This is a genomic window from Steroidobacter sp. (assembly GCF_036406195.1).
Classification (GTDB): domain Bacteria; phylum Pseudomonadota; class Gammaproteobacteria; order Steroidobacterales; family Steroidobacteraceae; genus Steroidobacter.
Map to the genome: position 1 here is coordinate 13,714 of NZ_DASWVW010000013.1, position 23,242 is coordinate 36,955.

20 protein-coding genes and 1 pseudogene are annotated in these 23,242 nt (G+C 62.8%); 7 read left to right on the top strand and 14 right to left on the bottom strand.

Features of this window, described 5'->3' with window-relative positions:
* Positions 1–183 precede the first annotated feature (183 nt).
* The gene (locus tag VGE08_RS04775; RefSeq protein WP_331066718.1) at positions 184–504 is read left to right on the top strand and encodes a PepSY domain-containing protein; all 321 of its coding nucleotides are present in this window, start codon (positions 184–186) and stop codon (positions 502–504) included.
* Positions 505–588: 84 nt separating this feature from the next.
* Here the strand turns inward: VGE08_RS04775 and VGE08_RS04780 are convergent, their stop codons facing one another.
* Entirely contained in the window at positions 589–2,925 is a 2,337-nt protein-coding gene (locus tag VGE08_RS04780) for an NADP-dependent malic enzyme (RefSeq protein ID WP_331066719.1), read from the bottom strand.
* 177 nt (positions 2,926–3,102) lie between these two features.
* Between VGE08_RS04780 and VGE08_RS04785 the strand changes: the two genes are divergently transcribed.
* Positions 3,103–3,621: a hypothetical protein gene (locus VGE08_RS04785; RefSeq protein ID WP_331066720.1), complete on the top strand. Its 519-nt coding sequence runs from the start codon at positions 3,103–3,105 to the stop codon at positions 3,619–3,621.
* A gap of 17 nt (positions 3,622–3,638) precedes the next feature.
* Here VGE08_RS04785 and VGE08_RS04790 read toward each other — a convergent pair whose 3' ends face one another.
* The 6 genes and pseudogenes from VGE08_RS04790 to VGE08_RS04810 all read right to left on the bottom strand — a co-directional run bounded on the left by VGE08_RS04790 (position 3,639) and on the right by VGE08_RS04810 (position 8,128).
* The gene (locus VGE08_RS04790; protein ID WP_331066721.1) at positions 3,639–3,986 is read right to left on the bottom strand and encodes a GFA family protein; all 348 of its coding nucleotides are present in this window, start codon (positions 3,984–3,986) and stop codon (positions 3,639–3,641) included.
* Positions 3,987–4,019: 33 nt separating this feature from the next.
* Positions 4,020–5,645 carry an ATP-dependent DNA ligase gene (locus VGE08_RS04795; RefSeq protein ID WP_331066722.1) on the bottom strand — a complete coding sequence of 542 codons (1,626 nt, stop codon included), beginning with the start codon at positions 5,643–5,645 and terminating at the stop codon, positions 4,020–4,022.
* Positions 5,642–6,649, bottom strand: a complete 1,008-nt coding sequence (locus tag VGE08_RS04800; protein ID WP_331066723.1) for a ligase-associated DNA damage response exonuclease — start codon at positions 6,647–6,649, stop codon at positions 5,642–5,644. Before VGE08_RS04800 ends, VGE08_RS04795 begins: the two co-directional genes overlap by 4 nt.
* Before the next feature lie 19 nt (positions 6,650–6,668).
* Positions 6,669–7,265 (bottom strand): UdgX family uracil-DNA binding protein, encoded by a 597-nt coding sequence (locus VGE08_RS04805; RefSeq protein WP_331066724.1) that lies wholly within the window; start codon positions 7,263–7,265, stop codon positions 6,669–6,671.
* A pseudogene (locus VGE08_RS26280) lies at positions 7,256–7,591 on the bottom strand (biotin synthase); the annotation flags it as partial. The pseudogene VGE08_RS26280 and the gene VGE08_RS04805, both read right to left, overlap by 10 nt.
* Positions 7,592–7,681: 90 nt before the next feature.
* Positions 7,682–8,128 (bottom strand): Lrp/AsnC family transcriptional regulator, encoded by a 447-nt coding sequence (locus VGE08_RS04810; RefSeq protein ID WP_331066725.1) that lies wholly within the window; start codon positions 8,126–8,128, stop codon positions 7,682–7,684.
* Between the two features lie 119 nt (positions 8,129–8,247).
* Between VGE08_RS04810 and VGE08_RS04815 the strand changes: the two genes are divergently transcribed.
* The gene (locus VGE08_RS04815; protein ID WP_331066726.1) at positions 8,248–9,324 is read left to right on the top strand and encodes a saccharopine dehydrogenase family protein; all 1,077 of its coding nucleotides are present in this window, start codon (positions 8,248–8,250) and stop codon (positions 9,322–9,324) included.
* Positions 9,325–9,382: 58 nt separating this feature from the next.
* On the opposite strand, the gene VGE08_RS04820 is transcribed toward VGE08_RS04815, so the two are convergent.
* Complete coding sequence (locus VGE08_RS04820) at positions 9,383–9,988, bottom strand: DUF938 domain-containing protein (protein WP_331066727.1); 606 nt, start codon at positions 9,986–9,988, stop codon at positions 9,383–9,385.
* 40 nt (positions 9,989–10,028) lie between these two features.
* Complete coding sequence (locus VGE08_RS04825; protein ID WP_331066728.1) at positions 10,029–10,568, bottom strand: TetR/AcrR family transcriptional regulator; 540 nt, start codon at positions 10,566–10,568, stop codon at positions 10,029–10,031.
* A gap of 300 nt (positions 10,569–10,868) precedes the next feature.
* Here VGE08_RS04825 and VGE08_RS04830 point away from each other — a divergent pair, with 300 nt between their 5' ends.
* Both VGE08_RS04830 and VGE08_RS04835 read left to right on the top strand, forming a co-directional pair.
* Positions 10,869–14,360, top strand: a complete 3,492-nt coding sequence (locus VGE08_RS04830; RefSeq protein WP_331066729.1) for a methylmalonyl-CoA mutase family protein — start codon at positions 10,869–10,871, stop codon at positions 14,358–14,360.
* A gap of 55 nt (positions 14,361–14,415) precedes the next feature.
* Complete coding sequence (locus VGE08_RS04835) at positions 14,416–16,185, top strand: acyl-CoA dehydrogenase (RefSeq protein ID WP_331066730.1); 1,770 nt, start codon at positions 14,416–14,418, stop codon at positions 16,183–16,185.
* 58 nt (positions 16,186–16,243) lie between these two features.
* Here VGE08_RS04835 and VGE08_RS04840 read toward each other — a convergent pair whose 3' ends face one another.
* The 5 genes from VGE08_RS04840 to VGE08_RS04860 form a co-directional block, all read right to left on the bottom strand.
* Complete coding sequence (locus tag VGE08_RS04840; RefSeq protein WP_331066731.1) at positions 16,244–16,903, bottom strand: dethiobiotin synthase; 660 nt, start codon at positions 16,901–16,903, stop codon at positions 16,244–16,246.
* Complete coding sequence (locus VGE08_RS04845; protein ID WP_331066732.1) at positions 16,900–18,033, bottom strand: 8-amino-7-oxononanoate synthase; 1,134 nt, start codon at positions 18,031–18,033, stop codon at positions 16,900–16,902. Before VGE08_RS04845 ends, VGE08_RS04840 begins: the two co-directional genes overlap by 4 nt.
* Positions 18,030–19,304, bottom strand: coding sequence for an adenosylmethionine--8-amino-7-oxononanoate transaminase (bioA, locus tag VGE08_RS04850; protein WP_331066733.1), 1,275 nt, complete (start codon positions 19,302–19,304; stop codon positions 18,030–18,032). Before bioA ends, VGE08_RS04845 begins: the two co-directional genes overlap by 4 nt.
* Positions 19,305–19,527: 223 nt before the next feature.
* Positions 19,528–20,790 carry a M20/M25/M40 family metallo-hydrolase gene (locus VGE08_RS04855; protein ID WP_331066734.1) on the bottom strand — a complete coding sequence of 421 codons (1,263 nt, stop codon included), beginning with the start codon at positions 20,788–20,790 and terminating at the stop codon, positions 19,528–19,530.
* Between the two features lie 52 nt (positions 20,791–20,842).
* Positions 20,843–21,514, bottom strand: coding sequence for a cyclase family protein (locus VGE08_RS04860; protein ID WP_331066735.1), 672 nt, complete (start codon positions 21,512–21,514; stop codon positions 20,843–20,845).
* 187 nt (positions 21,515–21,701) lie between these two features.
* Between VGE08_RS04860 and VGE08_RS04865 the strand changes: the two genes are divergently transcribed.
* Both VGE08_RS04865 and VGE08_RS04870 read left to right on the top strand, forming a co-directional pair.
* Positions 21,702–21,950, top strand: coding sequence for a hypothetical protein (locus VGE08_RS04865; RefSeq protein ID WP_331066736.1), 249 nt, complete (start codon positions 21,702–21,704; stop codon positions 21,948–21,950).
* 243 nt (positions 21,951–22,193) lie between these two features.
* Complete coding sequence (locus tag VGE08_RS04870) at positions 22,194–22,967, top strand: enoyl-CoA hydratase/isomerase family protein (RefSeq protein WP_331066737.1); 774 nt, start codon at positions 22,194–22,196, stop codon at positions 22,965–22,967.
* The last annotated feature ends 275 nt before the right edge of the window (positions 22,968–23,242 follow it).

Below are 23,242 nucleotides of genomic sequence, written 5' to 3' on the forward strand. Positions count from 1 at the left end.
CTGTGACTGCCGGGACCTGACAGCAGGCTGACGGGGCGTGGCGGGCTGGTGTCAGTGCGCGGGGAGTAGTGTCTTTCGCCATGACGGCCCGGACCCAAACCAGTCGCAAAACGGTTGATTGGGGGCGGGAGTCGGATTCAACCAGTTCTATAGGCAGTTGTAACAGGAACGAGGAGAAGTGACATGACTATCGTAAAGGGCAGTGGCATTCGTGGCGGCATGTTGGGCGCGATGTTGGCGGCTGTCGTGGCCCTGGCAGGCATTGGCGGCGCGGCGGCCTGGGCGCAGACCGCGGGGCAAGAGCGGGTGGTCAAGGTGCCCGACAACGCGTTGAGCGCCGGTGAAATCGAGGCCCGGCTCACGGCCCAGGGCATCAGGGTGAAGGAGATCAAGATCCGCGATCTGCTCGCCAAGGTCGAGGGTTACGACGCGCAGGGGCGCGAGATCGAGGTCGTAATCGACCGCCGCAACGGCGAGATGCTGTCGCACGAGTTCGACGACTGACAGGCCCGCCTGAACGGCGGCCGGCATCGACCGAAGCCCGTTCTTCCGACAGGAGGAGCGGGCTTTTTCGCTGGTGTCGGTCGATCAGGGCGAAGACAGGCCCGCCGTGATCTGCTTGGCTGCGTTGGCCTGCACGACCGTCAGCGCGGCCACATTCACTATCCTGCGCACCGTCACCGACGGCGTCAGGATGTTCACCGCCGCCGAACATCCCAGCAGGATGGGGCCGACCGCCACGTTCTGGCCGGCGGCGGTCTTCAGCAGGTTATAAGCGATATTGGCCGCGTCCAGGTTCGGCAGCACCAGCAGGTTCGCCGAGCCTTGCAGCGTCGTTTCGGGCAGCGCCGTCTTGCGAATTTTTTCGTCGAGCGCCGAGTCGCCGTGCATTTCGCCGTCGATTTCCAGTTCCGGCGCGTGGGCGCGCACCAGTTCCAGCACGCGCCGCATCTTGACCGCCGACGGCGCGTCGCTGGTGCCGAAGTTGGAATGTGAGATCAACGCGACCTTGGGCTCGATACCGAAATTTCTCACTTCTTCCGCCGCGAGCAGTGTGATCTCCGCCAGTTGCTCGGCGCTGGGGTCCAGATTCACGTGCGTATCGACGATGAACAGCTGCCGGCCGGGCAGCACCAGCGCGCTCATCGCGCCGTACACGGTCGTGCCCGGCTTCTTGCCCAACACGCGGTCGACATATTTCAAATGCCGCGCGCTGCTGCTGATGGTGCCGCAGATCATGCAGTCGCCTTCGCCTTTTCTCATCAGCATCGCCGCGATCAACGTGGTGCGCCGGCGCAGCTCGAGCTTGGCGAACTGTGCCGTGACGCCCTGGCGTCCCATCAGGCGGCGGTATTCCTCCCAATACTCGCGATAGCGCGGGTCGTACTCAGGATCCACGTTGGTGAAGTGCTCGTCGCGCTTGAGGCGCAACCCGTATTTCTGGATGCGTTTGTCGATGACGCTACGCCGCCCGATCAGGATGGGCTTCGCCAGCTTCTCGTCCACCAGGATCTGCGCGGCATGCAGCACGCGCTCTTCTTCGCCCTCGGCAAAGATGATGCGCGTGTGCTGGCCGATGCGGCGCGCTGCCGCGAACACCGGCTGCATGAACGTACCGGCGTGATACACGAACTGCTGCAGCTTCTGGCGATAGTCGTCGAAATCGGCAATCGGCCGGGTCGCGACGCCGCTCTCCATGGCCGCCTTGGCCACCGCCGGCGCGATCTTCACGATCAGCCGCGGGTCGAAGGGCTTGGGAATGATGTATCTGGGACCGAAGTTCAGGTCTTCGGTGTTGTAGGCGCTGGCAACGATGTCGCTTTGTTCCTGGCGCGCCAGCTCGGCGATGGCATGCACCGCTGCGATTTCCATCGAGCGCGTGATCGTGGTCGCGCCGACATCGAGCGCACCCCGGAAGATGTAGGGGAAGCACAGGACGTTGTTCACCTGGTTCGGATAGTCGGTGCGGCCAGTGGCCATCACGGCATCGTCGCGCACTGCCATGACTTCTTCCGGCAGGATCTCGGGCGTCGGATTGGCGAGCGCGAGAATGAGCGGGCGCGGTTTCATCGTCGCGACCATGTGCGGTTTGAGTACACCGCCAGCGGACAGGCCGAGGAATATGTCGGCGTCGACGATGACCTCGGCCAGCGTGCGCAACTGCGTGGGCTGCGCGAAGCGCTCCTTCTCGGGGTCCATCAACTCTTTGCGGCCGGCGTAGACCACCCCGGCGAGATCGGTGAGCCACACGTTCTCGCGCGGCAGACCGATGTCCACCAGCAAGTCGACGCATGCGAGGGCCGCGGCGCCGGCGCCGCTGACCGCGAGCTTCACCGATTTGATGTCCTTGCCGACCACTTGCAGGCCATTGAGCACGGCGGCGGCGACGATGATGGCCGTGCCGTGCTGATCGTCATGGAACACGGGAATTTTCAAGCGCTCGCGCAGGCGCCGCTCGACGATGAAGCATTCCGGGGCCTTGATGTCCTCGAGGTTGATGCCGCCGAACGTGGGCTCGAGCGCGGCGATCACATTGATCAACTGCTCCGGATCGTGCACGTCCAGCTCGATGTCGAACACGTCGATGCCGGCAAATTTCTTGAACAGCACCGCCTTGCCTTCCATGACCGGCTTGGCGGCCAGCGGACCGATGGCACCCAGGCCGAGCACGGCCGTGCCGTTGGTGATGACCGCAACCAGGTTGCCGCGCGCCGTGTAACGAAATGCGGCGAGCGGATCTTCGGCGATGGCCTCGCATGCCGCGGCGACGCCGGGAGAATAGGCCAGCGCCAGGTCGCGCTGATTGGTCAGCTGCTTGGTGGCCGTGATGGCCAGTTTTCCGGGGGTGGGGCGCTCGTGATACTCAAGGGCCGCCTGGCGAAGATTATCCCGTGCGTTCGCTGACAAGGAGCTGTCTTGACTCATTAAGCTTGGGCTCGGTGACTGATCGGTAACGACGTGACCAATTTTGGGGGCGTCACTGTATTCGATTCGCCGCCTGGGTGCATGTGAAGTGCGCCTGATGTGCCCCCGGGGGCTGGAGCCGCCGGCCGCGACCGCCTATCCTATGCTCCGCCTACTCATCGGTAGGTGATTTAGCATATGAGTAATGCCCCTGAAATGACCCTTCCCTGCGAGTTTGTGGCGCCCATCCGGCGGTCTAAAGAGGTCAAGGCAGTCTGCGCGGCCTTGCGCGCTCTGGTGGAGCGCGGTGAGCTTCGAGGTTTTCAGGAAGGCAAGCTGCGGGTCGGCCGCATGCCTCTGGATCTGGAATGGCCGGATGGCCGGGTCAGCCGCCTGCGCATCGACATCGAAGCCGCGACGCTGACGTTCTCTGCCTTGTTCGAAGCGAGCGCGGGCTCGCCGTTGCTCCGGGAACTGAAAACTTTGTTGCGCGCGGCGCAATTGCCCGGTCGCGAGCCACCTCGCATCGATCCGGCTCGAGCGATGTTGCAAATGACGGAGCAGGCCGGCGCGGTGTCGTTATCGATCGTCGTCGTCCGCGGGGAATACGAATATTGCACGCGGCACCTGGTCGAGCTGGCCCGTGAGGCCCTGATGTTGGCGCACGATCTCGTGCCGCACGCCCCAAATTATCGGCCCGCCGTCGCGAGCCGATAACGGTAGCGGAGCGCGCTTTAGTAGGACTTGCCGTCGAACGGATTGCGCTTGACGCTGGCTAGATCGAAGTTCTCCAGGCAGCGCACATTGATGGCCGCCACCTTGCCGCCTTGAGGATTGGCGCCGAAACCGAACGGCGCGCAGCCGCAGCGTTTGCAGAATTGATGCTGGATGACGTGCTTGTTGAACGTGTAGGTGGCCAGGCTGGCCTCGCCGCTCTTCAATGTGAACTGCTCGGCCGGCACGAACGTCAGCAAATAGCCTTTGCGGCTGCAATGCGAGCAGTTGCACTCGATCACCGCGTCGAACTCGGCTTCGAAGTCGAACGTGACATCGCCGCAATGACAGCTGCCTGAATATTTCATGATTGTTCCCTCGATTTTATCGTTGCACAAATGTTAACAGCTCCTGTCGCTCGCATCAGGAGCCGCGGATGTAAGCACGGCTTGCAGGTTTGCGAGTGTATCCGCTTCATTGGCGGGCTTGTCGGTACGCCAGCGTAAGATTCTCGGGAAACGCAATGCGATGCCCGACTTGTGCCGGCTCGACGCTGCAATTCCTTCGTAGGCGAGCTCGAAGACCTGGGTCGGTTCAACAGCGCGCACCGGGCCAAACCTTTCCAATGTGTGCGCGCGAATCCAGCGATCGAGCTGTTCGATCTCCGGATGGCTCAATCCCGAGTAGGCCTTGGCGACCGGCACCAGCTCGTTGTCGCGCCAGACACCGAAGGTGTAGTCGGTGTGCAGATTGGAGCGCCGGCCCTGGCCGGGTTGCGCGTAGATCATCACCGCATCGAAGGAGTGGGGCTCGATCTTCCATTTCCACCATGCGCCGCGCTGGCGGCCCGTGCCATAGCTGGAATCCAGCGCCTTCAGCATCAGTCCCTCGACATTTCTTTCTCGCGACTCGGCGCGTGCCGCGGCGAGCTCTTGCCAGCTTGCGGCCGTGACGATGGGTGAGACTTGTAACACGGGCGATGCGTTGGCCAGCAACTGCTGCAGTTGCTGGCGCCGTTCGCGCAATGGCACGGCGCGAAAGTCGCGACCCTCGACTTCCAGCAAGTCGTATGCGACAAGTTGCACCGGCACGGCGGTCAGAATCGCCGCTGTCAGCTTCTTGCGGCCGATGCGCTGTTGTAACAGCGAGAATGGCTGGATGCGGCCATCCTTCCATGCGACCACTTCACCATCGAGCACCACACCGTCCGGCAGTGAGCCGGCGGCATCGATGATTTCGGGGAAGCGCTCGGTGATGCGCTCCTCGCCCCGCGACCACAAGTGACATTCGCCGGCGCGTCGAATGAGCTGGCCGCGAATGCCGTCCCATTTCCATTCGGCCTGCCATGCGCAGCGGTTGCCAAGCTCCGCCGGATCGCCTTCGAGCGGGGAAGCCAGGAAGAAAGGATAGGGAACCGCCGGATCGGTGCGAGGGCTCTCGGCCGCATGCAGAGCCTGCCAGAACGGCGCGCCGGGCTGCCATTCGCCCATGAGGCGGCCGGCCAGCTCGGTGCGCTCGAGGCCGGTGACATCGGCCAGCGCGCGCGTCACGAGCAGCTGAGAGACCCCGACGCGCAACTCGCCGGTCAGCAACTTGTTCAACAGGAAACATTGGCGATAGGGCAGTTCACGCCACCAAGTGGTGATGGTCTGCCTTCGAGCTTCGTCAGTGGCCTCACGCAGCGGCAGCACTCGTTCTTCCATCCAGTCGGCAAGGGATGTGTCTGAGGCGCTCGCTTCGCCGCGCGTGGTGCCGGCGGTGAGCAATGCAATGGTTTCGGCCAGGTCGCCGACCGAGCTGTAGGACTCGTCGATCAACCATTCCGGCAGCGTCGATTCCTCGACGAGCCAGCGCTTCAGCAAGGCGGGCCCGATGAACCGCTTCAGCCGGCGCCCCGACAATATATAAGTAGCCCAGGCCGCGTCGGCGGGCGGGGCGACGCGAAAATAGCGGGCCATCGCCGCCACCTTGAGATTGGTGGACTTGGTCGTGTCGATCTCTTCGTACAACGCGGCGAAGGCTTTCATTGCCGCCCCTCGTCGCCATACGCTGTTTCCAGTGCGCTGGCGGCGATGCCAAGCTCGTTCAAGTAGCGCGCCAGAGCGTCGGAGTAGCCGTGAGTCAGCAGGATCTTGCGTGCGCCGGTCTCTTTGAACGTGTCGATGAGGCCCGGCCAGTCGACATGATCGGACAGCACGAAACCTCGATCGTAACCACGCCAGCGGCGATTGCCGCGCACGCGCATCCAGCCGGAGCAGAAGCCCGTGGAGTGATCGCCGAAGCGTCGCATCCATGGCGTACCGGCTGCGCTTGGCGGGGCGAGGATCAAAGCGTCGCGATAGTCTTTCTTGCGTTCGCCGGTAACCGGCATGGTCGGCAACATCTCGATGCCTTCACGGCGATACACGTCCGTAAGGACGTTCACCGCGCCGTGCAAGTAGACAGTTTCGTCTGTGAATGCCCGCAGCTCGGCCAGCACACGTTGGGCTTTGCCGAGCGCATAGCAAAACAGCACGGAAGCCAAGCCGCGATCACGGTTCGCGCGCCACCACTGAAAGATCTCTTCGATCACTTCGCCGGTGGGTTGCCATTGATAGATGGGAAGGGCGAAGGTGGCTTCGCTGATGAACACGTCGCATTGCAGTGGCTCGAATGGGGTGCAAGTTGGGTCGGGCTGACGTTTGTAGTCTCCCGAGACCACCCAGACCTGTCCGTCGTGTTCTATGCGCAGCTGCGCCGAGCCAAGGATGTGACCGGCAGGATGCAGCGAGATCGTCGTCGCGCCGAGCTGCAGTCGGTCGCCATACTTCAACGTAACGGGATCATGAGCCTCGCCGAGCCGATGCCGCGCGATGGTACAGCCTGACTCCGCCAGCAGATAACGTGTGTTGCCGTGGCGAAGATGATCGCCATGTGCGTGCGTGATTACGGCGGTTTCGACTGGCCGCCATGGATCGATATGAAAGCCACCGGCCGGGCAGTACAGCCCCTTGTCGGTGACAGTCACGAGCGGTGCGGGCGAGGCGGACATCAATGATGCAAGCGTACCGTTACGCGGCGAGTTCCCGGGCGCGCCGCAGATCGCTAACCAAGTGCGTGCGAAGCTGATCGGCATTCGCCGGGTCGGCACGCAGGATGGCGGACGGGTGATACGTGCATACGACTTTGGCGCCGCTGGCGTGAGCGAGTTGTAACTGTCGGGCCGATTCGATGGCGTCGGTCAATCCCGCCACCGCACGTAGCGCCGACGCACCCAGCGCGACGATGATCCGAGGCTTGACCTGCGAAACTTCCGCTTCGAGCCAATGGTTGCATGCGGCAACCTCGGCGGCGTCCGGGCGCTTGTGCAGGCGGCGTTTACCGCGCGGCTGCCACTTGAAATGTTTGACTGCATTGGTGATGTACAGCTCGTTGCGTTCCAATCCGGCGCTTTTCAATGCGTCGTCGAGCACACGACCGGCCGGACCGACAAACGGACGGCCGCGCAAATCTTCTTCGTCACCCGGCTGCTCGCCCACCAGCATGATCGATGCCGAGGTGGTGCCTTCGCCCAATACGGCTTGAGTGGCATGGCGCCAGATGTCACAACGCCGGCATGCGGCCGGCCCGCCCGAATAGTCGGGCAGATCGGCCAGCGCCCGCTGCATGGCGCGAGATGTGGGATGTAGTTGCGCCGATAAAAAGAGAGCGTGAGGTCGACGACTTCCTGGACCGAAAAGCGCGCTCGCGGGATGTCGCTGGAGCGGCGGTTGATGCAATACAGGCAGTCGTACAGACAGAAGTTGGTGAGCAGAATCTTGAGTAGCGAGACGCAACGGCCATCGGGCGTGTAGCTGTGGCAAATGCCCATGCCGGTGGTCGAGCCCATGTCTTTGCCGGGAGCGGCGCTGCGCTTGGGCGCGCCACTGCTGGCACAAGACGCGTCGTACTTGGCGGCGTCGGCCAGGATGGCAAGTTTGGTCTCCAGCTCCATTCTGGTTGTATATACAGGTGGCGCGGCTCGCGCAAGCTGCGGGCTGCGGCGTCGGCGGAACGCGTGCAACCCGCAAAAATGTGGCAGGTTTCAGCGTTCGAATTTGGTCGACAGTACGATGGAGGAGGTGGTGCGCTCGACGCCATCCAACTCGCCGATGGCATCGATCAGCTCGTCCATGTCGGCGATCGATTCGGTGGCGGCCAGGGCCATCAGATCGAACGCGCCGCTGACGGCCTGCAGGACACGCACCTGGCTCAGCTTGCGCACTTCCCGCTCCACCTGGCCGGTGTGCTTCGGCTTGACCGTGATCATGATGTAAGCGTGGACCGTGCCACGCTCCTGCGCTTCCGACAGACGCACCGAATAGCCGGTGATGACCTTGGAGCGTTCCAGTCGTTCGAGCCGGCTCTGCACCGTCGTGCGCGACAGCCCGAGGCTGCGAGCCAGGGCGGCGGTCGGCGCGCGGGCGTTTTCCCGTAGCAACGCAATCAGTTGCTGATCGACGGAATCGAGAGGTTGCGGGCGCTGCTTCATGCGAAAACGAATAGTTGCACGGCGGATCGACGAAGGGAACCGACGAAACGCCGAAACATTGCCGGCTGCTCGGCGCTTTGGCAATACCGGCTGGCGCTGGCCTTGCCGACAATGGCCCCATGAAGCAAGTTGTTGTCGCAGGCGCCGGCAAGATCGGCGTCACCATTGCCGATATGCTCGCCGCCAGCGGCGACTATCGCGTCACACTCATCGATCGGGTGGTCAACCGCTTCGACGGCTTGAATCCCGCCATCGAAACCAAAGCCGTGGATGTTACCGATCCGCGCGCCTTGAGTGCCGCGCTCGAGGGCAACTTCGCCGTGCTGAGCGCGGTCCCGTTCAATTTGACGGGCGATATCGCGGTGGCTGCCAAGGAAGCCGGCGCTCACTACCTCGATCTGACCGAAGACGTGGCCACCACGCGCAAGGTCAAGCGCCTCGCGGAAGGCGCGCAGACCGCGTTCATTCCTCAGTGCGGCCTGGCACCGGGCTTCATCACCATTGCCGCGTACGATCTGATTCGCCGCTTCGACAAGCTCGACGAAGTGCGCATGCGTGTCGGCGCGCTGCCGAAGTTTCCGTCCAATGCGCTCAACTACAACCTGACGTGGAGCACCGAGGGCCTGATCAACGAGTATTGCGAGCCCTGTGAAGCCATCGTCAATGGCGAGCGCCGCGAGGTGCCGCCGATGGAAGAGCTGGAAGAGTTCTCGCTGGACGGCGTGACCTACGAAGCGTTCAACACGTCGGGCGGGCTGGGATCGCTGTGCGAAACGCTGGATGGCAAGGTGCGCACGCTCAACTACCGGACCATTCGCTACCCGGGCCATTGCGCCATCATGAAGGCGTTGTTGAACGATCTGCGACTGCGTGATCGGCGTGACATACTCAAGGACATTCTGGAGAACGCGCTGCCGACGACGTTGCAGGATGTGGTGATCGTGTTCGTGACGGTGAGTGGCACGCGCAATGGGCAGCTGGTGCAGGATACATACGCGAACAAGATCTACAGCGCCGAGGTTGGTGGCGTGATGCGCAGCGCGATCCAGATTACGACGGCGGCGGGGATCACTGGTGTGCTCGATCTGTTGGCGACTGGGAAGATCGCCGATCGTGGATTTATCCGGCAGGAAGATATCGATTTGAGCACGTTCCTGGCGAATCGCTTCGGGCGCGCGTACGCGCCCCGCGGTTGAAAGTTTCTAAACGCCAGTAACAGCGCCGAGAATTGAGCTTCATGCGCCCGGACGAGCGCTAGGCCACGGCTTGGCGCCGCCATACTAGCAGACGGTTGTTGGCCGGCATCGTGTGATCCTTCACGAGTTGGCAACCAATCTGACTGGCCAGCCGGTCCACGGCTTCGAAATCACGAATGGCGCTCAGGGCCGAGCGTTGTTTGAGCCAGACGTCGAACTCGCGGTTGCTGTCGCTGGTGTAGGTGCCGTTGTAGTTGAAGGGGCCGTAGACGGCGAGGATGCCGCCGGGCTCCAACACGCGACCCACGCCGGCGAAGAACTGTTTCACCGCACTCCACGGCATGATGTGCAACGAGTTGGCCGAGAAGACGGCGTCGAAGCGAGTGTCGGGCCAGGGGCCGGTGACATCGAGCGTGAGCGGAGGCGGCAGATTCGGCAATGCCGCTTCATCGAGCCACATCCGAATGCCGGGCAGGTTCTCTTCGACGTCGGACGTTTGCCAGATCGCGTTGGGAAATGCGGGCGCGAAGAATACCGCGTGCTGACCCGTACCGCTGGCGATTTCGAGCACGCGGCGCCGATCCGAAAAATACTGCCGCAGCACTTCCAGGATGGGCCCTTGATTGCGCTCGCAGGCGGGCGCGAACGGTTTCGATGATGTCATGGCGGCAGCACGCGGAGGCTCACGAGAACACGGCAAACCGTCAGCGCGGGCGCAGGCCCAGCTCGAACAATTCGATGAAGCGCTGCGCGATCTCGCTGGCGGCGAGTTGGTCGTCGCTGCGATACCAGTGCGCGATCCAGTTCAAGGCGCCGGCCAGCGCGAACGCGGTCATCTTCTCGTCGCAAGGGCGGATGGAGCCATCCTCGACGCCGGCGCGAATCAAACTGCGCATGCCCTGGTCGATCTGCGATTTCAGGGCTTTGACCTTGCGGCTCATGGTCGGGCTCAGGTCCTGGTTTTCGGCCTGCACCATGCACCAGCCAAAATCCGAGGTGATCGCTTCGGCATAACGCGCGATTACCGCGGCCAGCCGCTCGCGGCCGGTGGCCTTCGACTCCTGCTGCTCCGCGATGCCATGCATGATGAGCTCCAGGCCGGCGCGAAAACATTCGAACAGCAATTGTTCCTTGTTCTCGACGTAGTGATACACCGTCGGCTTGGTGACATTCAGCTCGCTGGCGATGTCATCCAGCGAGGTGTTGTGGTAGCCGCGTTCCCGGAACGCGCGCGCGGCAGTCATGATGACCGCGTCCCGCTTGCGCTCGCGATCGCGTACGCGCGCCCCAACCGAGGCCCATAGGGCCGGTCCACTGGCTCGTTGTGGAGTGTTCTTGCGCGCTTGTCGACCTGCCACCGGATAGCTGCTCCTTCAAAGGGGCCACGATCATAACGTGAGCCAGGGTAGGGCGCCGCACGGGGGCTGATTGACCGGGCGGGGTCCGGCTAAATATACTCGCGGGTAAATTAGAGCGCCAGCACTGCATGGCGTTCCCCCAGCAATGTAGTCGATCCGCCCTGCTTGGCCTCGAGGCGTTCCCGAATGAATACCGCCGCTGTTCTGCCGTTTCGTGCCGACAATAGTGCGACCCGCACCGAGGCGCACCCGCTGCGCTTCGTGAGTGCCGCGTCGCTGTTCGACGGCCACGATGCCGCCATCAACATGATCCGCCGCCTGCTGCAGGCCCACGGTGCGGAAGTCGTGCACCTCGGCCACAACCGCAGCGTGGCCGACATCGTCCGGGCCGCCATTCAAGAGGATGCCGACGGCATCGCGGTGTCGTCCTATCAGGGCGGACACAATGAATATTTCGCCTACATGGTCGATATGCTCAAGGAGCAGGGCGTCGAACACATTCGCGTCATCGTCGGCGGCGGCGGCACCATTGCGCCGCATGAAGTCGAGGCGCTGGAGAAACACGGCGTCGAGAAGATCTATACACCCGAGGACGGGCGGCGCATGGGTCTGGATGGAATGATCGACGACGTGTTCAAGCGCGTCGCCGCCGCGGCCAAGCCGAAATATCGGTTCGACGCCAGCTCGCTGAATCCGCGCGATCAACATCAGCTCGCACAAGCCATCTCGCTGCTCGAATCGACCTCTGAAGACGATGCCGCCGCCCAGGAGATGCGCAAGGCCATCGCCAACGCGCAGGGCGGCACGCCGGTCATCGGTTTGACCGGAACCGGCGGCGCCGGCAAATCCAGCTTGAACGACGAACTGTTGCAACGATTCGTGCGGCACTTCCCGGATCGCAATATCGCCGTCGTCGCGATGGACCCGACCCGCCGACGTTCTGGCGGCGCGCTGCTGGGTGATCGCATTCGTATGAATTCGCTTGCGGCCCCGAATGTGTTCATGCGCTCGCTTGCGACCCGTCGTCAGAACCTCGCCACCAGCGCGGTACTCAAGGACGTGATCGGCCTGCTGCGGCTGGCGAAGTTCGACCTGATCATTGTCGAGACTGCCGGCATCGGTCAGTCGGACACCGAGATCACCGACATGGTCGATGTGTCCGCGTATGTGATGACCAGTGAATACGGCGCGGCCAGCCAGCTCGAGAAGATCGACATGCTGGATTTCGCCGATCTGATCGTGCTGAACAAATTCGAGAAGCGCGGTGCCGAGGATGCCCTGCGGGACGTGCGCAAGCAGTGGCGCCGCAATCATCCGGATCAGGCGCGGCTGCCAGATGAGCAGGTGCCGGTGTTTCCGACCATCGCCAGCCGCTTCAACGATCCGGGCGTCAATCACTTGTTCGCCGAGCTGTGCAAGCTCATCAACCAGAAGCGTCCTGGCACCATCGAATGGCAGCCGGGCGATGTCGGTCCGACCAAGTTCGTATCGCGCGATCCGCTGATCCCAGGCACGCGCAGCCGTTATCTTGCGGAGATCGCTGCCGCGGGTCGCAAGGCTCGGTCCAACCTGGAAGCGGCCGTCGATGCGGCACGCCGAGCCTTCGGCATCTACGAATCGCTGCGCGCTTTGCACGACGCGCGGCTGCCGGAGCCATTGGATCGCTTCCCACAGGAGGCGCTTGACGATCAATCGGTGGACGCGACTCGCCGTGAGCTGCGCGCTGCTTATAACAATGCGCTGGATGAGATTGGTGCCGAGGGCGTGGGCGAGTTGAAGCGCTGGCCTGGCCGGGTGAAGGGCGTCAGCGACGAAAAGTATTCGTACAAGGTGCGCGACAAGGTCGTCACCGGCGACAACTACGTCACATCGTTGAGCGGCAATGCCATGCCGAAGATCGCCGTGCCGCGCTTCAAGGATTGGGGTGAAACGCTGCACTTCATCCTTTCGGAGAACCTGCCGGGCAGCTATCCGTACACCGGCGGCGTCTATCCTTATCGCCGCACCGAAGAGGATCCGATTCGCATGTTCGCCGGCGAGGGCGGGCCGGAGCGCACCAATCGGCGCTTCCACTATCTCGCCAGCGGTCACGGTGCGACGCGCCTGTCGACGGCGTTCGATTCCACGACGCTATACGGCGAGGATCCGGATACGCGGCCCGATATCTACGGGCGTACCGGCAACTCCGGCGTGTCCATCGCGACGCTCGATGACATGAAGAAGCTGTATTCGGGGTTCGACCTGTGCGCACCGACCACGTCGGTGTCCATGACCATCAATGGTCCGGCGCCGATGCTGCTGGCCATGTTCATGAATACGGCCATCGACCAGCGCGTCGAGCGTTTCCTGCGCGCCGAAGGGCGTTGGGAGGCTGCCGAGAAACGCATCGCCCAGCTGCACAAGGACATGCAGGCCAAGGGGTACACGGTGCCGTTCTACAACGGCGATCTGCCGCAAGGTCACGACGGTTCCGGCATTGCATTGCTGGGGATCACCAGCGACCAGCTCATCGCGCCTGGCGTGCTGACGGTGGAAGAACACGCGAAGCTGCGCGCCGAGGCCATGTCACAGGTGCGCGGCACAGTGCAGGCCGACATTCTCAAAGAGGATCAGGCGCAGAACACCTGCATCTTCTCTACCGAGTTTGCATTGCGCATGATGGGCGACGTGCAGCAGTTCTTCATCGACAACAAGGTGCGGAACTTCTACTCGGTGTCCATCTCCGGATATCACATCGCCGAAGCCGGCGCGAATCCCATCAGCCAGCTGGCGTTCACGCTGTCCAACGGCTTCACCATCGTCGAGTACTACCTGGCTCGCGGCATGAAGATCGACGACTTCGCGCCCAACCTGTCGTTCTTCTTCTCCAACGGCATGGACCCGGAGTATGCGGTCATCGGTCGCGTGGCGCGCCGTATCTGGGCGCGTGCGATGCGTGACTTGTATGGCGCCGGTCCGCGCAGCCAGATGCTCAAGTATCACGTGCAGACCTCGGGCCGTTCGTTGCACGCGCAGGAGATTCAGTTCAACGATATTCGTACCACGCTTCAGGCGATGTACGCGTTGTTCGACAACTGCAACTCGCTGCACACCAACGCTTATGACGAGGCTCTGACGACGCCGACCGAGGAAAGCGTGCGTCGCGCGGTTGCCATCCAGCTCATCATCAACAAGGAGCTGGGCCTGAACAACAACCAGAATCCCTGGCAGGGCTCGTTCTTCATGGAGCAGCTGACGGACCTGGTGGAAGAAGCGGTGTATCGCGAGTTCGAATCGCTGTCCGAGCGCGGCGGCGTGCTGGGTGCCATGGAGACCATGTACCAGCGCGGCAAGATCCAGGAAGAGAGCATGTACTACGAGAAGCGCAAGCACGATGGCTCGTTGCCGCTGATCGGCGTGAACACCTTCCTGTCGGATGCGGATTCCAACGAAGCCGCCAAGAGCGTGGCGCTGATCCGCTCCACCGACGAGGAGAAGGACTTTCAGGTGAATGCGGTCAAGGCGTTCCAGCGCCGCAATGCAGAACATACGCCGGAGGCGCTGGTGAAATTGCAGCAGGCGGCCACGTCGGGCGGCAATGTCTTTGCCGAGCTGATGAACGCGGTTAAGGTGTGTTCCCTGGGCCAGATCTCCCGCGCACTGTACGAAGTCGGCGGACAGTATCGGCGCAGCATGTAACGGATCGCGAGACGCTACTTCATCGTTTCAATTGTTTTGTCGGATAGAGACTCTCATGTACAAGGCACCACTCAAAGAACTGCGCTTCGTCATTCATCAGCTGGTGGGTGACCAGAAGCTGGTCGGGCTGCCGGAGCTGCGCGACTACTCGACCGAGCTCACTGACGCTGTGCTCGATGAAGCCGCGCGCTTCGCCGAAGGCGTGCTCGATCCCATCAATCGCCTGGGCGATCGCACTGGCGCGAAGTGGACCGAGGAAGGTGTGCGCATGCCCGCCGAGTTCAAGGCCGCCTACCAGAAGTTCGTCGAAGGCGGCTGGACGCAGCTGCGCGCCGCGCCCGAGTTCGGCGGCCAGGGTGCGCCCATCATGCTCGGCACCGCGGTGGAAGAGCTGTGGGCCTCGGCCAATCTTGCTTTCAAGCTGTGCCCCATGCTCACGCAGGGTGCCGTGGAAGCCATCGATCGCTGCGGCAGCGAGCAGCAGAAACAGAAATTCCTGCCGAAGATGGTGAGCGGCGAATGGACCGGCACCATGAACCTCACCGAACCGCAGGCGGGCTCCGATCTTGCGGCCATCCGCACGCGCGCCGTGCGAGACGGCGATCATTTCCGGATCCATGGCCAGAAGATCTTCATCACCTACGGCGATCACGACTACACCTCGAACATCATTCACATGGTGCTCGCGCGCATCGAAGGTGCGCCCGCCGGTGTGCGTGGCATCTCGCTGTTCATCGTGCCGAAGGTGCTGGTGAATGACGACGGCAGCCTCGGTGCGCGCAATGACGTGCGCTGCGTTTCCATCGAGCACAAGCTCGGCATTCACGCCAGCCCGACTTGCGTGCTGTCGTATGGTGACAAGGAAGGTGCCATTGGCTATCTGGTCGGCGAAGAGAATCGCGGCCTGGAATATATGTTCATCATGATGAATGCCGCGCGCCTGTCCGTCGGTCTGGAAGGCTATGCGCTCGCCGAGCGTTCCTATCAGCAGGCGCTCGAGTACGCGCGCACCCGCGTTCAAGGCAAGCCGAAGACCAGTAATGCGCCGGAAGGTAAGACGCCGCCCATGGCGTACCACCCGGACGTAAAGCGCATGCTGCTGACGCAGAAGGCGTACACCGACGCGGCTCGCTCGGTGGCCTTGTATGCAGCGCTGCAGCTCGACCTTGGCAAGCATCTGCCGGATGGCGACGAGAAGAACAAGGCGCAGGCGCGCGGTGATTTGTTGATCCCCATTGTGAAGGGCTGGTCGACGGAGCTGGGCGTGCTGATGTCGTCGCTGGGTATCCAGGTGCACGGTGGCATGGGCTTCATCGAAGAGACGGGGGCCGCACAAACGTTGCGTGATGCGCGCATCGCGCCGATTTATGAAGGCACCACCGGCATTCAGGCGAACGATCTGGTCGGCCGCAAAGTCGGTCGCGACAATGGCGCCGCCATGAATGCGTTGCTCGCGGACATGCAAGCGGAGCTCGAAAAGTTGTCGTCGAGCGATGCGGGAGTTGCTGCGAGCAAGGCTGCGGCGCTGGAAGGTATCGCTGCGCTGAAGGAAGCGACGGTGGCGATTCTCAAGGATCCGGAGGGCGCGCTGGCGACGTGCGTGCCTTACTTGATGCTGGGCGGCGTAGCGATCGGTGGCTGGCTGACGGCCAAGGCTCACGACCTTGCGGTCCGCAGGTCGGAGGAAGATCCAGATTTCTATACAGCCAAGCAGCAGATCGCGAGGTTCTACGCGGCGAATCTGTTGCCGGAGGCGCAGTCGTTGGCGCGCGTCGTGAAGTCGGGTGCGGCGGCGATTCTGGAAGCGGACCCCGCCAAGTTGTAATTGCATGATCGATACGCGCCCTCCCGCGAACCGGGAGGGCGCTGATCGAGCCGGTCAATCAGGCTGCCTGGCAGACGTCCTCGAAAGCGATTGCCAGCGAGTGCACGTCGGTGATCACCGTCAGCTTGTCCTGTTCGATCAACCAGCGTCGATTCAGCTCGTGCAGCTCGTTATCCGGTTCGAACCGGTTCAGGAACACCACGGTCGGTGTCGAGCCGACCGCGGCCATCGTCAGACGGACTGAGTTGATCGTGCCCAGTTTCGCGTCGGCGACCAGCAGCATGCGGTCCACGTGCAGGCGGCGCAGCAGTTCGAGGCTGTCGCCGTCGCAAGCCAAGGGTGAACGTACGCCACCCGCGGTTTCCACGAACCCGATCTCCACGTTGGGCGGCCAGCGGACCTCGCTGATGATGTCCGCCATCCGCAGCGGACCTCGCCCGAGTACCTCAGCCGCCATCGGCGGTGCGAGTGCCACCGGATAACAACGATGCGCGGGACAAATGTCCGCCACGTCTTCGCCGCTCGCGCCCGCGAGGAGCGCGGCATCGGTGTTGATATCGTCGGGCGCATACGACTGCACCGGCTTTCGTGCGGCGACCCGCGTGCCGCGCAATTTCAACGTTGCGAGTAGTTGGGCGGTCACCCAGGTTTTTCCAACTCCCGTACTCGTGCCAATGACACCAATCAATAGGGAAGGTCTGGAAGCAGTCGCTGTCATGCGTGTTCGAGTTGATGCGAAGGAATGGAATCGAGTCGGGCGAGCGCGCCCCGCAAGCTGTCGAGCATCGCTTCGGTATGTGAGGCGGACAATGCCACTCGCAACCGCGCCGTTCCCTTGGGGACGGTGGGTGGACGGATCGCCGGTACATGGATGCCCGCAGCTCTGAGCTGCGCCGAGGCCGCCAGTGCCGCGGCATCTTCGCCCAGGATGATGGGTACGATGGCCGATGCATGGCCGGGTCGCAGCATGTCGATGAGAGATCGCAACCTGGCGCGCAATTGATCGCCTTCCTGGCTCTGGCAGATCCGTGCCGCCGCCAGCGCCGCGGCCGTATCGGCCGGCGACAGACCGGTGGTGAAGATGAAGTTCCTGGCGCGATTGATCAGTAATTCGATCAGACGACTGGAACCGGCAACGAATCCGCCCAACGCGCCTAGCGTCTTCGAAAGCGTGCCGACGTGCAACACCTGCAAGCCAGGGGTCGGTGCAAGCTTGGGGCCGAGTGCCGCATGCGCTTCGTCCAATACCAATAGAGCGCCGTGATCGCAGCAGAGCTCCGCGAGCGCTGGCAGCGGCGCAGTGTCGCCATCCATGGAGAACACCGATTCAGAAACCACGATTTTTCGGCCCGACGTCTGGCTCAGCAGCTCCCGCAGGTGCTGCAGATCCAGGTGACGGTAAATCAAAGTGCGCGCTTTGGCCAGACGACATCCGTCGATGATCGAAGCGTGATTGAGCTCGTCGCTAAATAGCGTCACATCCTGTTCGCCTAATGCGGTCAGCACGCCCAAGTTCGCCAGGTACCCGGACGAGAACACGAGTGCGCGTTCCGAAAGGTTCCATTGCGCGAGCTGAGATTCCAATTCCCCGTGCAGGCTGCGCGTGCCGACGATCAAGCGCGAGGCCGTCGCGCCGGTGCCGAAGCGTTCGATTGCGGAAATCGCCGCGAGCTTGACCTGGGGATGGCAGGCCAGGCCCAGATAGTCGTTGGACGCAAATGACAGGACCCGTTGGCCGCGTACCGTGCCGATCGGTCCGTCGCCATCGAATGCGATGAGCTCGCGATATCTATTGATGGCGCGCAAGCCGGAGAGCTCGCGCTCGGCCCAGGTGTTCCAGTCGTTCATGTCGTCTCCCGCAGTGCCGCCGCCAGTGTCGTAACGATGCGATCGATTTCCGCCGCGGTGATGGTGAGAGGCGGCACGATCGTGATGACCGGCCCCATGGAGCGCGACAGAACGCCCCGCTTCACCATGGCCGCGCAAGCTCGGCGCGCAAGCTTGGGGTCATCACTCGTGTTCAGCTCGACGGCGCCCATCAATCCGGCGAGTCGAATGTCTGTTACGCGCTCGAATGGACGGACGTGTTCCTCTAGTGCCGCGCGCAGTTGCGTCGAGCGCTCAGCAACGTTGTCGAGTACGCGCAGCGACGCCATTAGCTCGAGATGTTTGAGCGCGACGGCCGCGGCGAGCGCGTTCCCGCCGTATGAATGACCGTGATACAGCGTTTTCTCGCTCAGGTCCGGACCTAGAAATGCAGCGAACACGCGTTGCGAGGCGACGGTCGCAGACATCGGCAGATAGCCGCCGGTGATTCCTTTGCCCAGGCACAGCAGGTCCGGACGCAGACCGCACTGCTCGGAAGCGAACAGGGTGCCGGTGCGGCCGAAGCCAGTCGCTACCTCATCGCATATCAACAGCACGCCCGTTTCCTGGCACGCCTTGGCGAGCATCGAGAAGTCTTCGGCGGGCGCGATCAACATGCCCGCCGCGCCTTGCACCAGTGGCTCCACGACGACTGCTGCGAGCTTGCGATGATGCTCATGAACCATTTGGGCGGCGGTGCGCAGCGCGCCCGGCTCGGAGAAGGATGGGGCGCGGATCACCGGAAAGCGCAGCGGATCGAAGATCTGCGTGCCGAAGCCGCCACCACCGAGCGACAGCGAGCCGATGGTGTCGCCGTGATAACCGTCGCCGAAGGCGAGATAAGTGGTTCTGTCTCGCTCACCCTGGTTGGTCCAATACTGGAACGCGATCTTCAATGCCTGCTCGACAGCGGCCGCGCCGTCGGAGGCGAACAGCGTGTGTGCGCGATCGACGGGCACGACCCGCGCCAGCGCTTCGGCGAACTCGATCACAATCCGATTGCCATTGCCGAGCATGGTCGAGTGCGCTACGCGCTCGAGCTGGTCGCGAATGGCCTGGTCCAGCTCGGGCACGCGATGGCCGAGGGTGGTTACCCACAACGAGGAGATCGCGTCGAGGTACCGGCGCCCTTCGACGTCAATCAGCTCCCGGCCCTCGGCCCGTTCCACGATGACGGGGCTGTTTGCGCCATAACAGTCCATTTGGGTGAAGCCGTGCCAGACGGCGGCGGCATCCCGTTCGAGCCAGTTCATGCTGTCGACCTTGTCTACGGAGAAAGGTAGACAGTGTAAGCGACTCTGGCCGGCGCGGTATGATCCGGCGATGGAAAAAACCTATATCTCGGCTGAGTCCCTGCTGCGGGACTCGCTGGCGCTGGGAGCGCAGATCGTCCGCAGTGGCTTTCGCCCGTCCTTCCTGGTCGGCATTTGGCGTGGCGGGCGGTGTTTCGTTCTTTCCGAACTTGATGCAAATCTGTTACGGCCGCATCAGATCCACCAACGCCAGCGCTATTACCGCTGTCGCTTTTCTCAGGTCGCTCAGTCGCAGACATTCGTCCGCCGCGTGAGCGTTTGCGTCTTGTAATGTTTGCGGACCGGCGCCGTACAACACGGCGGGAATGCCGAGGGTCGAGTAGTGTCTCGCATCGGTGTACAGCGGTGTGCTGTTTACCGGGATTGGGACGCCGAACTCCGCTTCGGCATGCGTGCGCAGGGCGATAATCATGCGTGCGGCGCCGGGCAGTTCCTGCAACGGTTCGGCCATCAGGATCGGCTCGATCTGCACCGAGATCCCGGGACGATGAGCGATCGCTTTCTGGATGAGCGCGCGCAATTCTGATTCTGCTTCGGTTGCGGACTCTTCGGGGATGATGCGGCGCTCGAGGCGCAGCGTAACGCGATCGGGCACGACGTTGGTGTTGATGCCGCCTTGAATCAGGCCGACGTTCAGCGTTGGTGTCTCGATGCCGGGAATCCGGGAACGCTTGTGCGACAGTCCGGCGCGATGTGCGTACAGCGCGTTGAGCACATCTGTCGTCGCTTCCAGCGCGTCGACGCCGCTGGAGGGAATCGCGGCATGACCTGACTTTCCGTCGATCACGACCTCGAGATGCAAACAACCGTTGTGAGCACTGGTGATCGCGTAAGAGAGCCCGGCACAGATCGCCAGATCGGGTTTGCTGAGTCGCTGCTGCAGCAGCCGCTTCGGACCGATGCTGCCGCCGACTTCCTCGTCATAAGTGAAGTGCAGTTCCACGACGCCGTGCAAGGGCACGCCGTGTTTCTCCAGGTCGATCAGTGCCAGCAGGGCCCAGGTGTAGGTCGCGAAATCCGCTTTGCTCACCGCTACGCCGCGCCCGAACATCATCAGGCCGTGATCGTGATCGTCGATGATCTCCGCGCCGAAAGGATCGCGCGTCCAACCTGCGCCGGCAGGAACAGCATCGCCATGGGCGTTGAGCGCGATGGTCGGTCCACCGCTGCCGAAACGGCGGCGCACGATGAGATTGGTGGCGGAGATCATGCCGTTGGCTTCGACCATGTCCTGCGGCACGACGTCCGTTTCGACTTCCAGATCGAGCAGGCTCTCCAACAATTCGTGCGCGCGTTCGGCGACAGGGCTGCAATCGCCGGGCGGATTGTCGCTCGGTACGCGCACCAGTTCGGCAAGGAACTCCACTTGTCGGATGAACTCGCGCTCCAGGAAGTCGTGCACCAAGGCGCGGGCGGATTCGGACATTCTCGTGATCCCTGTCGAATGACTGGCGAGCTGGAAATTCGGCGGTGCCAGGCTAGGTACTCAAGCTCGCGTAAGCGCGCACCGGGAAGGTGCCCATGCCTTTGATCTTCGGCGGCACCGCTGAGAAGCGAAAGCCTGCGTCCGGCAGCTGTTCGAGTCCGCACAAGTGCTCGACGATGGGAATGCCCGCGCCAAGCAGCACCGTGTGAACGGGGCGATGACCGTCGTCGGTGCAATCGATGTTGTAGGAGTCGATGCCGACAAGCGTGGCGCCGCGGTCGCGAAGATATTCGGCGGCGTCGCTCGTGAGGAAGGGGTGGCCTTCGAAATACTGATCGGTGCGCCAATGCCGGGCCCAATTGGTATGCACCAGCACTGCCTTGTCGTCGACATCGACACCTTCGAACACGGAGCGCGAGATCGCGCGCGCAGGCAAGTCGAGAGCGCGCACCACGACGCCGTTCACTTCGGTGATGCGTTGTAATGGCAACCCCGCGATATCGATGCCGTCCTCGAAACGATGAAACGGCGCGTCGATGTACGTGCCCGTGTTGGCCACGAGAGTAATCTTGCCGATCTGAAACTCGGTGCCTTCAGCATACAACTGCCGTGACTGCACCCGGCTCAGATGGTCGCAGATCACCGGTGCCGGCAAACCTTTGTAAGTAAGCATGCCGTCTTCGATGGTGTGATTCAGCTCGATCAAGCGCGTGTGTGGGTTCATGTTCGTGTGCGTCTGGTGTGCCGCCAACTGCAGACATTATAGGGATGACACGATGCTCGGCGCAGCGCTCGACATTGACGAAACATTGACATTTATTTTCAAGCGCTTGCATTGGAACTCCCGCCGCGGATGAATCGCTTAGTAGGCGACCCGAGTCCATTCGGAAGTTTTCTGGAGGATGAAAGCCATGCGTTTTTATGCTTTGTTTGCCGTCGCGGCCACGAGCCTGTTGCTCGCGGCTGGATGCGCTAAAAAGGATGACAGTGCCGATATGACCGCACCGCCGGCGGACTCGGCGCCATCGACGATGCCGAACGAGCCGGCCCCGGCTCCGACGCCGTCGGAAACACCGCCGCCTCCGGATGCGACCACGCCGCCGGACGCTACCACAACGCCGCCGGATGACACGGGCACGACGCCTCCTCCGCCGCAGTAATAGTAGTAGCTCATGAGGGCGGCGTTACCTGATGCCGCCCTCGCTTCGAACAACGACGATTTCTTTTTCTTTCTTGCCCACATCGCGCACAAGCTCGGCGCACAAGCTCCGTTCACAGCTGGGCACTCTTGACTGGCGACAACGTCTTTTCTGAATTTCGCAGTACAGACCGCCTCCTTGCCGAGTGATTGCGCTGCCGGCCCATTCGCGCCATCCTGCCGCGCTCTCTAGCGGGGAATCTGTATGAGCGAAGTTCTGTATGAAGAGCGCGGCCGGCTGGCCGTCGTCACCTGGAATCGGCCCGATGCGTTGAATACGTTCACGCGCGAGATGCGCATCGCTTTTATTGACGTGATGAAGCGGTGTGCGGCGGCTGATCACATTCGCGCGGTCGTGCTGACCGGAGCGGGGCGGGGTTTCAGCGCCGGCGCCGATCTCAACAGCCTGCCGCCGGCTGGCGTGCAAGTCGCCGCCATGCTGGAGAATGAATTCGGCCCCGGCATCCTGGCCATTGGCGAGTTGCCCAAGCCGGTGATCGCCGCGGTGAACGGTTTCGCCAGCGGGATCGGCGCCGGCTACGCGCTGGCCTGCGACATGGTGCTGATGGGCGAGAAAGCGTTCCTGCAGCTGCCGTTCGCGAGGATCGGATTGGTCCCGGACGGCGGCCTGACGTGGCAATACGCCCAGCGCATCGGCCCGAAGCTGGCGTTCGAGCTCGCGCTCAGCGGCGACCGCGTCCCCGCGGCTCGCTGCGTCGAGCTGGGTCTGGCGAACAAGGCAGTTCCGGACGCCGACCTGCTCAACGAAGCTTGCGCGCTCGCCGAGAAACTCGCCGACGCGGCGCCACTCGCCCTGGCGGGGACCAAGCGGCTGCTGCGCCGGGCGCCATCGCTGGATCTCGCCGGCGCCATTCGGGAAGAAGGCGCGATCCAAAAGGACTGCATCGACAGCCAGGACTTCCGTGAGGGCGTCAAGGCGTTCTTCGACAAGCGCGCGCCGAAGTTCTCCGGACGCTGATCGGCGACCGATCTGGCCGCGCCCGACCCGAGGGGCGCGGTCGAGATCGCCACTGGACGTGGCCGGACTGCCATCCATTATCGACCGATGAGGCGAATATGACTGGGAAGGTCGTGCGCTGAACGGCAGGGTCCCTTGCAAGCCTGTGGGGGCCTTCGCCAGCGGCGCCGCGTAGGTCGGTGGGTTGCAGCAAGCAAAGGAGCTCCGGTGGTCATGGCATGCAGCAGGGAACGGAGGGCGGCTGAACGGAACGCGGCGCGGCTGCGGCCGCTGGA

What these genes read in the sequence shown, in the direction of transcription:
- VGE08_RS04775 (WP_331066718.1), top strand. Translation starts at nt 184, where the DNA reads ATGACTATCGTAAAGGGCAGTGGCATTCGTGGCGGCATGTTGGGCGCG.
- VGE08_RS04780 (WP_331066719.1), bottom strand. Translation starts at nt 2,925, where the DNA reads ATGAGTCAAGACAGCTCCTTGTCAGCGAACGCACGGGATAATCTTCGC.
- VGE08_RS04785 (WP_331066720.1), top strand. Translation starts at nt 3,103, where the DNA reads ATGAGTAATGCCCCTGAAATGACCCTTCCCTGCGAGTTTGTGGCGCCC.
- VGE08_RS04790 (WP_331066721.1), bottom strand. Translation starts at nt 3,986, where the DNA reads ATGAAATATTCAGGCAGCTGTCATTGCGGCGATGTCACGTTCGACTTC.
- VGE08_RS04795 (WP_331066722.1), bottom strand. Translation starts at nt 5,645, where the DNA reads ATGAAAGCCTTCGCCGCGTTGTACGAAGAGATCGACACGACCAAGTCC.
- VGE08_RS04800 (WP_331066723.1), bottom strand. Translation starts at nt 6,649, where the DNA reads ATGTCCGCCTCGCCCGCACCGCTCGTGACTGTCACCGACAAGGGGCTG.
- VGE08_RS04805 (WP_331066724.1), bottom strand. Translation starts at nt 7,265, where the DNA reads ATGCAGCGGGCGCTGGCCGATCTGCCCGACTATTCGGGCGGGCCGGCC.
- VGE08_RS04810 (WP_331066725.1), bottom strand. Translation starts at nt 8,128, where the DNA reads ATGAAGCAGCGCCCGCAACCTCTCGATTCCGTCGATCAGCAACTGATT.
- VGE08_RS04815 (WP_331066726.1), top strand. Translation starts at nt 8,248, where the DNA reads ATGAAGCAAGTTGTTGTCGCAGGCGCCGGCAAGATCGGCGTCACCATT.
- VGE08_RS04820 (WP_331066727.1), bottom strand. Translation starts at nt 9,988, where the DNA reads ATGACATCATCGAAACCGTTCGCGCCCGCCTGCGAGCGCAATCAAGGG.
- VGE08_RS04825 (WP_331066728.1), bottom strand. Translation starts at nt 10,568, where the DNA reads ATGACTGCCGCGCGCGCGTTCCGGGAACGCGGCTACCACAACACCTCG.
- VGE08_RS04830 (WP_331066729.1), top strand. Translation starts at nt 10,869, where the DNA reads ATGAATACCGCCGCTGTTCTGCCGTTTCGTGCCGACAATAGTGCGACC.
- VGE08_RS04835 (WP_331066730.1), top strand. Translation starts at nt 14,416, where the DNA reads ATGTACAAGGCACCACTCAAAGAACTGCGCTTCGTCATTCATCAGCTG.
- VGE08_RS04840 (WP_331066731.1), bottom strand. Translation starts at nt 16,903, where the DNA reads ATGACAGCGACTGCTTCCAGACCTTCCCTATTGATTGGTGTCATTGGC.
- VGE08_RS04845 (WP_331066732.1), bottom strand. Translation starts at nt 18,033, where the DNA reads ATGAACGACTGGAACACCTGGGCCGAGCGCGAGCTCTCCGGCTTGCGC.
- bioA (WP_331066733.1), bottom strand. Translation starts at nt 19,304, where the DNA reads ATGAACTGGCTCGAACGGGATGCCGCCGCCGTCTGGCACGGCTTCACC.
- VGE08_RS04855 (WP_331066734.1), bottom strand. Translation starts at nt 20,790, where the DNA reads ATGTCCGAATCCGCCCGCGCCTTGGTGCACGACTTCCTGGAGCGCGAG.
- VGE08_RS04860 (WP_331066735.1), bottom strand. Translation starts at nt 21,514, where the DNA reads ATGAACCCACACACGCGCTTGATCGAGCTGAATCACACCATCGAAGAC.
- VGE08_RS04865 (WP_331066736.1), top strand. Translation starts at nt 21,702, where the DNA reads ATGCGTTTTTATGCTTTGTTTGCCGTCGCGGCCACGAGCCTGTTGCTC.
- VGE08_RS04870 (WP_331066737.1), top strand. Translation starts at nt 22,194, where the DNA reads ATGAGCGAAGTTCTGTATGAAGAGCGCGGCCGGCTGGCCGTCGTCACC.